The 12,621-nt window shown below is 51.7% G+C and carries 7 protein-coding genes; 3 read left to right on the forward strand and 4 right to left on the reverse strand.

Features of this window, described 5'->3' with window-relative positions; translation table 11 throughout:
* Positions 1-132: 132 nt before the first annotated feature.
* Positions 133-831, forward strand: coding sequence for a TRAFAC clade GTPase domain-containing protein (locus tag F1593_RS10265; protein ID WP_149401467.1), 699 nt, complete (start codon positions 133-135; stop codon positions 829-831).
* Between the two features lie 75 nt (positions 832-906).
* Here the strand turns inward: F1593_RS10265 and F1593_RS10270 are convergent, their stop codons facing one another.
* The 3 genes from F1593_RS10270 to F1593_RS10280 form a co-directional block, all read right to left on the reverse strand.
* Positions 907-1,758, reverse strand: a complete 852-nt coding sequence (locus tag F1593_RS10270) for a hypothetical protein (RefSeq protein WP_149401468.1) — start codon at positions 1,756-1,758, stop codon at positions 907-909.
* Positions 1,759-2,048: 290 nt separating this feature from the next.
* Positions 2,049-2,825: a GNAT family N-acetyltransferase gene (locus F1593_RS10275; protein WP_172632026.1), complete on the reverse strand. Its 777-nt coding sequence runs from the start codon at positions 2,823-2,825 to the stop codon at positions 2,049-2,051.
* Between the two features lie 186 nt (positions 2,826-3,011).
* Positions 3,012-3,806: a PhzF family phenazine biosynthesis protein gene (locus tag F1593_RS10280; RefSeq protein ID WP_149401470.1), complete on the reverse strand. Its 795-nt coding sequence runs from the start codon at positions 3,804-3,806 to the stop codon at positions 3,012-3,014.
* A gap of 661 nt (positions 3,807-4,467) precedes the next feature.
* Between F1593_RS10280 and F1593_RS10285 the strand changes: the two genes are divergently transcribed.
* Together F1593_RS10285 and F1593_RS10290 are read left to right on the forward strand one after the other, a co-directional pair.
* The gene (locus F1593_RS10285; RefSeq protein ID WP_149401471.1) at positions 4,468-5,679 is read left to right on the forward strand and encodes a S53 family peptidase; all 1,212 of its coding nucleotides are present in this window, start codon (positions 4,468-4,470) and stop codon (positions 5,677-5,679) included.
* Positions 5,680-6,082: 403 nt separating this feature from the next.
* Positions 6,083-7,261, forward strand: coding sequence for a permease (locus F1593_RS10290; protein WP_149401509.1), 1,179 nt, complete (start codon positions 6,083-6,085; stop codon positions 7,259-7,261).
* Positions 7,262-7,442: 181 nt separating this feature from the next.
* Here the strand turns inward: F1593_RS10290 and F1593_RS10295 are convergent, their stop codons facing one another.
* On the reverse strand, positions 7,443-12,362 hold the full coding sequence (locus tag F1593_RS10295; protein WP_149401472.1) for a beta strand repeat-containing protein: 4,920 nt from the start codon (positions 12,360-12,362) through the stop codon (positions 7,443-7,445).
* Positions 12,363-12,621 lie beyond the last annotated feature (259 nt).

The following is a 12,621-nucleotide window of genomic DNA, read 5'->3' on the forward strand; positions in this document are numbered from 1 at the left end:
ATTTGAACCCAGGTTTGTTCCACTAGATAACATCTCGATCTGTGAATCTTGGCGCTGGTTCACCTCCTATTTTACCTCCTTTTCATCGTTCCGGGTGCTCCGCAGGAGCATGGACTATTTGAAAAGCATAGTATGCTCCAGCCGACGCAGCCCTCCGCCATCAATCCTCAGACCAGAGTGCCGCTTATTTTCCGTCTTGAAATCGGCAAGGGCAAGCAGAGACGCATCCTCCACCTGAGCTTCTTTGACGCCGCTGGTGAGGATATGACCAACCATGCCACCCTTTCAAGCTATAACCGCTATATCTGTGGGGCCGATGGCATTATCTTTCTGCTTGATCCGCTGCAAATGTCAGGCATCCGGCAACGCATGAACACGGCGCAGTTGCCGCCCCTGGATACAGCGGCAATGCCGGAAAACATCGTACGCGCCTTGCGTGAGCTCTACGAGAGCGTTAACCACATTCCTCCCAAACAAAAAATCAAAACGCCCATCGCCTTCACCTTAGCCAAAACCGACCTCCTCACTTCACTCATAGACGATCCAGGCTCCCCGCTTCTTCAATCCAGCAACCACCTGGGTAAGCTGGAACTGAATGAGCTTCAATCCTTACATACCGATATCAACCATCGTCTCCAGGAGTGGCTCACACCAAATTTCTGCCACACTATCGAAACCAACTTCGCCAATTACAGCTACTTTGGTATCTCTTCCCTGGGCAAACAACCCGACATACGTGGACACATCGACAACATCAGTCCCCGGCGCGTCGAAGAGCCCTTCCTGTGGTTACTCTATCGCAACAACTTAATCAAAGGAAAAATGTATTAAAAGAGGAGGGGCAGTACACTATCTGTACAGATAGCGCGCTGCTCCTCCTCTTTCCTGGCTTGATGTGGATGGAAACTATTTAGTTTTTGTGGGTGTATTCAGCTTTTTGGTAGCTTGCTTGTAATCATCGGCACTGCCGGTATGGAAGACAAGCGCGTTGCTCTGGTTGGTGGCGCCGGCCTGATTTAAGGTCAGGGTATCGTTGTTGGCGTTGATCTTACCCATCAGGGTCGTCGGCTGACCATTGATGGTAACGACGACGTAGATGATATGGTTGTCCTTGTTGTACAATCCTACAGTCGGGGCTGTAAGCGACTGTGGGGTGCCATTGGGATTAGCTGCGAGCTGTAGTTGACCCTGCAAATCTCCGTTCTGGTTTGTCCAGTGAAGATAATAAAGGATTTTTACCGGGGCGCTCGCAGTGGTAGCAGGCGGCGTATAGGTAGAGATCCAGTCGCTTGGCGGATCTTTAGGACGGTTGAGAAAGAACAGGAGTCCGACCAGCAGGGCAGCCACAACAATGACGCTGGCGATCCCGATCAGGACGCCTCTGTGTATAAATAAGCCCGGGCGCGACGCTGCTGCAACTGGCTGATATGACTCGTCATCCTCGTCATCCTCCACCGTTGTTGCATCTGAATACACGGTCGAAGTATTTTCTCCATCTGATGCAGGCGTTTCACCCTCACCCGTTGCGGAAACTTCGCGCACATCCGATACAGGAGCCTCAACTTCGTGTGATTCTGAGGACAGTGCTGGCTGCGTAGGAATATCTTCTTCTGACACAGCAGGCGTTGACTGCAGTTCTGCCTCATTCTCAGGTGAGTCAGCATTGGGCACCGGCTGAATATGCGTTTCTTCAGAGGCATGCAATGCAGGCTGCTGCTCTGGTTCCTCTGAAGCAGGTGGCTGGGGGGTCGTATTCATGAAATACTAGATCCTTTCCTATGAGCAAAACGCCGGTCTTTCATGCATCAACGCACTATCAGGCGTTTGTAATTTCGAAAAGAGTACATTATCTATTGAACAACGTAAATTGCGCGTTATCTACATTATCTAATTCAATATATGCATCTTAGCAAAGTTTACAGTCTCTGTCCAGCGATAGTCAATAACACGTCAGTAAACCAACGCCATTCGAGCAGCATCTCAAGGGATACGATGGAATCTCTACCTCCAAATAAATTGATCCAGTCACATGAATAAATAGCGAGAAGCTAGAACGCCGATCCACCTGTAGAAGGGCTCATTTCGCCTTCATTCCTCTTCTTCAGGTACCAGTAGTCATAGCATGGCTGGAAGCCGAGTTTGGCGTAGAGTTGTTGGGCGATGAGATTTGTCTCTATGACTTGTAGATAGGCATAGTGAGCGCCGTGTTGGCGACCCCAGGCGAGCATAGCTGTGACCAGTCGGGTTCCATAGCCTTTTTGTCGTTGTGCCGGATCTGTCACGACATCAAAGATCCCAAACATCTCATGTTCCAGGACGCCCAGCCCACAGGCCACGGGAACGCCTTCCAGATAAAGGACCGCATAGAGGAAGGGCGGTGGGATGCGTTCCAGCAGTTCGCCATGTAGATGCTGGAGCTCGCTATACCGTGTACTAAACTGGCAATAAATCGGCAACCAGCTTGCCAGCGATACATTGTGCAACGCTAGATCGGGCTCTGTGAGCGTTGAAGAGAGGGTAGTGGACCAGACGTGCGAGCGTTCAAAGGAGTAATAGCCACGCTGCTCCAGGACGCGCTCTAAGGACGCGCTTTCCGCCGCGAAGGAAGGCAAACGAAAAATCGTTGGGAGCTGCTTCTGCTCGTAAAAACGCTCACAATGATCAATTTTTTCCTCGGACGATAACTGAGAGGGATAGATAGGTGTAACTGAATTTGCTCGCTTGGTATATCCCCGGGCGAAGCGTATGATCCATCCATCAAAGAGCAACTGCTGGAGCGCAGGCCAGCTATTGAGTCCCGCCTCCTCAATCCGTCTCTCAAACATATAGTTTCCACTTTCTAGATAGGCCGTTGAGTAATAATTCATTCTTGTAATTATTTATAGTGGCTCTATTTTATACTAACAGCACAATATCAGCAAGAAAGAGCTCCCTCGCCTTTTCATCTTTCGATAGAGAAGCGAGGGAGCTCTTTCTTTCATGAAGGATGGGCTAAAAAGCCGCAACAATGATTAGAGCAGTTCGCCGCGCAGGAGTGTGAGGGCCTGACCGCCAAGGCGTACGCGATCACCGTCGAAGAGGACACGGACAATGCCGCCACGAGTGGAGGCTTGATATCCAGTGAGCTGCTCACGGCCCAGTTTTTTGTGCCAGAAGGGGCTGAGGACACAGTGAGCAGAGCCAGTTACTGGATCTTCATTGATGCCGACGCTCGGACAGAAGAAGCGCGAGACAAAATCATATTCTGATGCTGAAGAATCAGCAGCGGCAGTGACGATGATGCCTCGTGCGGGAAGGGAGGCGATCTTTGCGAAGTCGGGCTGCAAGTTGCGCACAATCTCTTCTGATTCGAGCTCAATCAGATAATCGAGATGGCTCTTGCCAACGTAACGCGGCGTCACGCCCAGGCATTCTCGGAAAATGGGGAGTATTTCTGTGGCTTGCTCTGGCTTGGCCGGGAAGTTGAGCTCAATCCATTCTCCATAGCGGTTCGCCGTTAAGTGACCAGCGCGTGTATAAAAATGGGCAGGCGTATCATTTGTGAGATAGCCCTGCTCCCAGAGCACATGTGCACTGGCTAATGTACCATGTCCACATAATTCAAGCTCGACCGCCGCTGAAAACCAGCGCAAATGATAGCCGTCGTCCTGAGGTATCAGAAAGGCGGTGGCCGCGAGATTCATTTCACGTGCCACCTGTTGCAACCAGAGATCCTCGCGGGGTTGATCCAGCATACAGACGGCGGCGGCGTTGCCTGCAAAAGGGGTCGAGGTGAATGCATCAATGTGAAATAAGGGAAGGCCCATGTATTTCTGCTCCTTTATACTCTTTTCATACCATGAGTTCTTTCACTATTATAGAGGAAAAGAGATCGTTTATCTACAGCCAAGTGCGATTTACCGCAACAGCCAATGTACAAAGATAAGCTTGCAACATCTCTATTTCCCTATAAATAAAGTATGCAACCGAGGTGCGCTTTCCTCGTCTCGTACGAGAAACTCTCCCGTAGGCTCTGATCCCATCTGATCCCATCATGTCAGCGCGTTGGGGCGAGATGGTGGTACGTGAACGGGAAAGCGCACCTCGGTTGCGACCTCGGCACGCACCTACACTTCTCCATCGCCATTCCAGGTATTTGATTGAGCGGTATTGCCCTTCACGGGTGGTTCCTACGAAGGGTTAAATAACGGGGTGATTAGCCCATTATACCTATGTTTCATTGCATATCAACATGTATCAATGTGATTCCTGTTATGCTATACACAACAATAAGCAAGCAGAGATTTCACTGTTCCTTTCAGGAAGAAGCCAGGAACGGGGGATAGCTTATTGTGAGTGCGAAAAAGGACGCAACAACTATTTGAGCGACCAAATTGCACTCTTCTTCCGCATCCTCATCCGCCGCCATTGACATGGAATGGTGTCGAGACCCGGCCGAGGATCACTAGCTATGTACAGAGGGTTATCATGTTTATTTCACGTCAGGACAACCGATTGACAGGGGAAAAAATCCGGACCGCTTACAATGATGTACGCCATAGCATAAATTCCATCCAGCAGGACAGGAGCAAGCGTCTATCTGGCGCTCTTTTACTCCTGACGCTGGCCGTCCTTATCCTTCCAGGTTCCGCTTTGCTCTTCTCAAAACAAACGGCAAATGCGGCTCAAACAAATCCATCACATCTCGCATTTGCCAACACCCGTGGAGGCAGAGGAGGACGCGCAGTTCCGGGCTTGACCCCACAGGATCTGTGGAAACAATATAATTTGCCCGGAGTCAACGGCGGTGCGGGCCAACTGCTCGCCGTGGTGATCGATAGCGGGGAACCAAACATCGAGTCTGATCTCACTGCTTACAGTCAGAGATTTGGCCTGCCAACATGCACAGTTGCCAATGGATGTCTGACCATCAAAAATCGCGGTGGACAGCCGATCTCTCCTGGTCCAGATGAGGCAGAAGGAACGCTGGATCTTGAGACCATCCATGCCGTCGCGCCACAGGCAAAACTGCTGCTCTATAGCGTCCAGCACGGTGGCGACGCCCTGGCCCGTGGACCAGCCGATCTCATGAACATGCCTGGATTGAAGGCTATCAATATGAGCTATGGATTTGGTGGCAATACGCAACAATATCAAGCACTCTTTGCCAATAATCCCCATAATATCTCCCTTTTCGCTGCCAGTGGTGATAGCGGTCATGGACCAACCGCCCATCCAGCGAGCTATCCAGGCGTGATCGCCGTCGGTGGCACAACGATCACTAACGGTGTCGAGGCAGCCTGGAGAGGGGCTGGTGGCGGATTAGCCAGCAATCTGCCAGAGCCAGCTTATCAGAAAACATATGGGATTCCGCAGGCCAACGGGCTACGTGGTGTACCAGATGTCGCAGCGGTCGCGGGCACACCGATGACCATCTATCTGAGAGGCCAGTGGAACGCCATGGTTGGCACCAGTGTTGCGGCCCCCATCTGGACCGGCATCGCGGGTCTGGTCAACAAACCGATCACCCACGATATGCTGTATAGCCTGGCAAAGAGCCAGCCAGACTCATTCACCGATATCACACGCGGCACCAACGGTAGCTGTGGCTTCCTCTGTAGCGCGCAAACCGGCTACGACTACATCACGGGACTGGGCACGCCCAAAAACTTCGTGAAAAACGTCAACGCCCTGCCCTAAACGCAGACGGTTCGGCAGAACAGGATCATCCCTGTTCTGCCATCCTCTTCCCCCCATCCGCTTCTCCCTGGACAGGATTATCCTAATAGTAGTCCTTATGCGCTTGTTTTTCTTCTCCACTTCTATTATACTTGCAAAGCTCTATATACACTCCTTCGCAGCAGCATCTGGAAAACCTCAACAAAATACAAACTCTAAAGATTGCGAAAAGGAGAGATAAGTCTGCACCGCATTCAAAAATCTGGCTTAAAAAGAAAAGATCCGATGAAGGCTGCACAAAAGAGATTTGGAATGTCCCGATCAAGCCCCTCCTTCAGCTTGACAAGTGATGAAAACGCTGCTTATACTTCATGCATACCCATCCCAGGGGGGTGGGATTAGAAGGAATAAAAGGATGAGTTCTATGCAGATTATGCAGAGTATTGGGCAGGCATTATTGATGGCATTCAATATGTTCTGGGAGATTCTCTGGCCCTTAATACTTGGTTTTACCCTCTCTGGCATGGTGCAGGCGGTGGTTTCCCATCAAACGCTGGCCAGAACGCTGGGAGATGATGGACCAAAGAGCCTCACCTTCGCTACGCTGTTTGGGATTACCTCAAGCTCTTGCTCCTATGCCGCGGTGGCGCTAGCCCGTTCCTTGTTCCAAAAAGGAGCCAGTTTTACATCCGCGATGGTATTTGAACTAGCATCCACGAATCTGGTCATTGAGCTGGGTATCCTGCTGATCGTGCTGCTGGGATGGCAATTCGCCGCCGCTGAATTCGTCGGGGGCATCCTGATGGTGATCTTGCTTGCTTTAATCTTCCGCTTTACGCTGACCCCGCGCCTGATACAAAGCGCAAAGATCCATGCAGAAAAAGGAATAATGGGCAGGATGGAAGGGCATGCCGCTATGGATATGAGCGTGTCCGGCGACTCGTTCTGGCAGAAACTCCTCAGCCGCAACGATCTGACGGCCATTAGTAACTACTTTGTGATGGATTGGGCGTCGGTCTGGGTGGATATTGTGATCGGGCTCTTGATTGCTGGTGCATTGGCAGCATGGGTTCCAGATACCTTCTGGCGCATCTTTTTCCTTACGAACCATCCTACCCTGGCAAAGATTGAAGGACCACTGGTTGGACCATTGGTAGCCATTGTGAGCTTTGTTTGTTCGGTTGGCAATGTGCCGCTGGCGGCTGTGTTATGGAGAGGCGGGATTAGCTTTGGTGGCGTCGTCAGTTTCATCTTTGCCGACCTGATTATCCTGCCGATCCTCGATATCTATCGCAAATACTATGGCTGGAAAGTGATGGGTTATATCCTGATCACATTTTACCTTACCATGGCGGCCGCAGGCTACGTAGTGGAATTCCTCTTTGAGGCCCTGGGGATCATTCCACAGAACCGCAATGTGGTCGCGATCGGCGCGGGAATACAGTGGAACTACACTACTATCCTCAATATCATCTTTCTGGCTCTCGCAAGCATCCTGGTGATCCGATTTATACGTACCGGTGGACTACCGATGCTGCGGATGATGGGCTCGACCAAACACGAGATGCCTCAGGAACATGCTATGCAGCATCATGATAGATGATTCTGACAGAGGAAAAGTTCATACCCTTGATGCTCAGTTCTTACTTTGACATCTTCGATGAAAAAGCCGTGTGGCCCGTTCTTGTATTGATACAGGAGCGGGCCACACGGCTGGATCTTCGCGCTGGCGCTGGCCGTATGTCCTCATAGAAAGAGCGACATACAAGCCAGAAGAACAGGTACTACTTGGTCGCGACGGTGAAGACGTGTACCTGTCCGCCAGTTGTGGTGGAGGGCAATATCACCCCTGTAACCGTCTTGCCGGGTTGCAATGTCACATCGACATACAGAACAACCGGTCGAGAAGTTGCCTGCTGACCATTTGGTGTATTGCGGTAGCCGGTGGTGGCGACTACCTGGTTGCCAAAGGATGGAGCATCGGTACCTGAACCACCCAGGGTCCAGTCACTAAAGCCCAGCGTAAAGGTCTGCGTCGAGCCATCGGAATAGGTGATTGTGGCCTGACCACTGCCTGGACCACCCGCGGCTGAGCCGAGGAAGGCCAGCGTGGATGCTCCAGCGACAGGAGTAACAGGAATCAATTGCCCATTCGCGATATAGTTATCGGGTGTTCCCACCGTTGAACTCGGCCAGGTGAAGTTCACACCATTGAAGGCCACGGTTCCACCGGGCGTGATATTGACTGCCGCTAAAGCTTCTGCGGAGTAACTATTGGTCCCATCGAAGTTGCCAGTCGTGGGACTGGTATCGTCACTTGTGGCTGTATTGTTGTAGACAGCTGGCAGTGGCGTTGGCGTTGGTGTCGATACACTCGGCGTCGGCGTCGGGCTGACTGTCGTAGCGCCAGTTGTCGCCACCGTGAAGACATGAAGCTGTCCGCCAATTGTGGTGGAAGGTAAGATCACACCAGTAACTGTCTTGCCAGCTTGCAACGCTACATCGGCATACAGGATGGATGGTTTGGATGTGGGCTGCTGACCCTTCGGAGTATTGCGATACGCCGTGGTGGCGACCACTTTATTGCCGAAGGATGGGGCATCGGTACCCGAACCGCCCAGGGTCCAGTCGCTGAAGCCCAGCGTAAAGGTCTGCGTCGAGCCATCAGAATAGACAATCGTGGCCTGACCACTCGCTTTACCGCCAATGGCCGCACCCAGGAAACCCAGGGTAGTGGCATTAGAGGAGGAATTGATAGAAATCAATTGTCCCTTCGCCACATAGTTGTTATTCGTGCCTGCCGCCGAAATCGGCCAGGTGAAGTTGATACCATTGAAGGCCACGGTTCCACCAGGCATGATATTCAGTGCGGCTAACGCCTCTGCTGAATAACTATTGGCTCCATCAAAGTTGCCAGCCGAGGGATTGGTATCGTCACTCACACCCCGGTTGTTGTAGACCGCTGCCGGAGGTGTCGGCGTTGGCGTGACACCAGGGGTCGGCGTGACACCAGGGGTCGGTGTGATACCAGGTGTCGGTGTTGGCGCTACCGGCGTTGGCGTTGGCGCTACCGGTGTTGGTGTCGGGGTGACAGGGGTTGGCGTCGGGGTGACCGTCGTGCCACCTTTGGTCGCAACCGTGAAGATGTGCAACTGTCCACCAGTGACTGTGGAAGGTAAGGTTACGCCGGTAACGGTCTTACCGGATGGCAGGGTTACATCGGCATACAGAATGACTGGTTTGGATGTTACTTGCTGTCCACTCGGGGTATTGCGATACGTCGTAACGGCGACGACCTGGTTCCCGAAGGATGTGGGACCTGTTCCCGAACCGCCCAGGGTCCAGTCGCTAAAGCCCAGCGTAAAGGTTTGTGTCGTACCATCGGAATAGGTGATCGTAGCCTGACCGCTGGCTTTACCAGCGGTGGCCGATCCCAGGAAGGCCAGCGTGGTCGCCCCAGAAACTGGCGTGACAGGAAGAAATTGTCCCTTTGCCACATAGTTATTGGGCGTTCCCGGCGCTGAACTCGGCCAGGTAAAGTTGACCCCATTGAAGACAACCGTACCGCCTGGCGTGATATTCAACGCAGCTAACGCTTCGGCTGAATAACTGTTAGCCCCATCGTAGTTGCCAGTCGAAGGACTGGTATCATCACTCGTGCCTTTGTTATTGTACACAGCGGGTGTCGGCGTCGGCGTTGAGGTCACCGGTGTCGGTGTCGGCGTCGTACCAGGTGTTGGTGTCGTACCAGGTGTTGGTGTTGGTGTCGGCGTCGTACCAGGAGTCGGCGTCGGTGTGACTACAGTACCACCTTTCGTGGTGGCTGCAAAGACGTGAAGTTGTCCACCATTGAGAACCGAAGGTAGGACAACACCCTGGATCGTTTTACCCGCCTGTAAGGCGATTTCCGCATACAGTACCACGGGCTGTGATGCCGTACTGGAACCTTTCGGGGTATTGCGATACGCAGTAGTATCAACGATCAGATTGCCAAATTGGACTGAATTGGTGCTGCCAGTCGCTGTCCAGTCACCAAAGCCTAGTGGGAAATCCTGGCTCGTGCCGTCCGCATACTGGATGGTCGCGACACCGCTGGTTGCTCCACCAGTGGAGGCACCCAGGAAGCAGAGTGTAGTGGCACCGCTGACAGGGGTGATCGATAATAATTGTCCCTTTGCCACATAGTTATTGTTCTGGCCGGCGGGAATATTAGGCCACGTGAAGGTGGCACCATTGTAGTTGATGGTCGCGCCAGGCGTGATGCCTACGGCCTGTAAGGCTTCAGCAGAATAACTATTGGCTCCATCGAAGTTTCCACCCGAGGGATTTGAATCATCGCTGGTGGCGATATTATTGTAGACGGCTGGCGGTGGTGGACCCTGGTTGGTAGTTACCGCAAAGACATGCATTGTGCCGCCTGTGGCATTCGAGGGCAGGGTCACACTTTTGACCGTTTTATTCGGCTGCATGGTGACATCGGCATAGAGCAGATAGGTATCAGCAGTGGTCTGACCTGTCGGGGTATTATAGTAGGTCATGTAGGCCATCTTACCATTGCCGTATTGCAAGCCACCCTGCAAGTGCCAGTCGCTAAAGCCAAGTTGAGCAAACTGTGCCGAGCCATCGGTATAGTTCACGGTGACCGTGCCCGAGGATGCTCCTCCGGTCGATGCGCCAGCGAAGGCAACGACAGTCGCATTTTTCAAGGGTGTTACTGGGATAGTTTGGCCGTTGGCGATATAGTTCTCAGGTTGTCCCGGCACGACGTTCGGCCAGGGGAAAACGGTATGACCAAAGAAGGCGTTGTCACCAGGATTGATGCCGTCGGAACGCAATGCCTGCTCGGAATAACTATCACCACTGGTATCAAAGTTGCCCGGTGCGGTTGCAGTATCATCAGTAATACCAACATTGTTATAGGTGACACCCGGTGTGGGTGTTACGGTTGGAGTACCCGTCGGCGCAGGAGAAGGATTCAAGCCGTAGATTACCAGAGAGTCCTGGGTACCGACAAAGACCTCACCGTTCGCCACGGTCGGGGCTGAGAATTTGACGTAGTTGTCCAGACCATCACGAGCAGCGTTCAGTTTGCTGGTATAAATCTCCTTGGAGATATCACTGGCATCATACGCTCGCAGGACCGCGCTCGGATCGATGGTCCACATGACACCACTGCCGCTGGCACTTCCATTGCTAGAGATTACAAGGTTGCCACCGGTAAAGCTGAAGCTATCAGTTGACTGGGCCACAGGATTGGTCGAAAGGACGCCATTGGTCAATGTAAAGGCTCTGGCATGATCACCAGCACCGGCAATGTAGAACATCGGGCCATTGGGACCATTCCAATAGGTCGGGGTGCCATAAATACCACCCACTGTGTTTGGCGGCGTCTCTTGCTGTACCTTGTCAACATCGGTACGGTTACGCTCAGTAGTATCACAGTTCAGCGTTGGATCGCTGGTGAACTTGCCCATATTGTCTTTGTTCATGACATAGATACGCCCCTCCTTACCACCACCAATCACCTCATTAAAGTCATTCACAATCAACGGACCACCCGAACCAAGATCCGTATCTTTATTGTTGAGACAGAGCTGATTGAAGGGAGAGAAGTAGTCTTGCGTCTGCAATTGGGCATTCAGTTTGATATAGCTATCACCGGCCTCGGTCCCGCCAGTGTTGAGGTTGAAGTCACCATTGCCATCAACATAATAGATATTGCCATTATTGTCAGCGGATACCGCACCACCAGCACCCCAGAGTCCAGCCCCGGCCCCATTGGGAGTATTGTTATAGATCGCTGACTGCACAAATTTTGTCCCATCATAGCTATAACTCATAATCCATCCATGATAGGGACCATCATCACAGAAAGAGCCAAAGGGAACGTAGACCTGCCCATTGGCCCCGGTCAAGGCGGCACGCTGCCGTTCCTTTAGAGGCTTAAACGCAATCTGTCCATTCACGGCTTCATAGTTCGAGCCGGTACCTGGCACAGATCCCTGAATAACAATTGGACTGCCGGGCTTGTCAAGGCCGGTCGTGAGATCCACGGCGTGCAGGCGATAGACCAGGCCACTATTCTCTTTGGTAAAGGCAACCACATACATTGTGTTGGTGCTGGTATCAATCGTCGGTGTTCCGGTAATACCAATCTGGGGCTGCAAATCATTACAGGAAACATCGGCTGTCTGGACAATGCTTGCCCCATTTCCTAGATAATTTGTATGCCAGAGAGGAGGGGTCGTTGTACTTTGATCGGCATCAAAGGCATAGATACTGTCATTCTCAGTGGCTACATAGACGACATTGTGTTGTGTTCCATTTATAATGACATTGGGTACAAAAAGTGGTTCGGCATAAACCTGACCATCAACTGGATAAGAGACGCGTTTCCCAAATTGGGTTTGATTAACATTGCTGGTATTCAGAATAGTTTCATTCAGAAACGTTCCTGTGCGTGCGTTGTTCCCTTTATAGGTCGTTACCGCCGTATTTGTGGGAGCCGCGCTGGCTGAAGCTGCGTGCGCGGAGAACTGATGAGCGAAAACGGGGGCGACCAGGCTCCCCCCGGAAAACGCGATCAATAGCAGAACGGTGGAAAGAGAAAGAAGAGTAGAGCGCGTCATTCTTCTTTTCTTGAAAAGCGATCCCGCTTGCTCAGGGCCGGGATCAGGTTGGATAGACTGTATTCGATTTTGCATCCAGGTATTCCTTACGTACGCATCATAGATTGAATAAGAAACATAATCATAAGTCTAAAACTAAAACTAAAACTAAAATGGATTCATAACAGGGAAGAGGGAACGGCGAATCCATAGAACAGGGTGTTCAGGGGTATTTTGTGAGCGTGCTCCTTTTCGCCAATAAATGCATATATACCTATTAAAAAGTATACGTAGGTGAGAAATAAGGGTCAATGATGATAGGCATATAGTCCTAAAAAAGGCGTGGAACAGAATA

Origin of the sequence: Dictyobacter arantiisoli, assembly GCF_008326305.1 — a bacterium.
Taxonomy (GTDB): Bacteria; Chloroflexota; Ktedonobacteria; order Ktedonobacterales; family Ktedonobacteraceae; genus Dictyobacter; species Dictyobacter arantiisoli.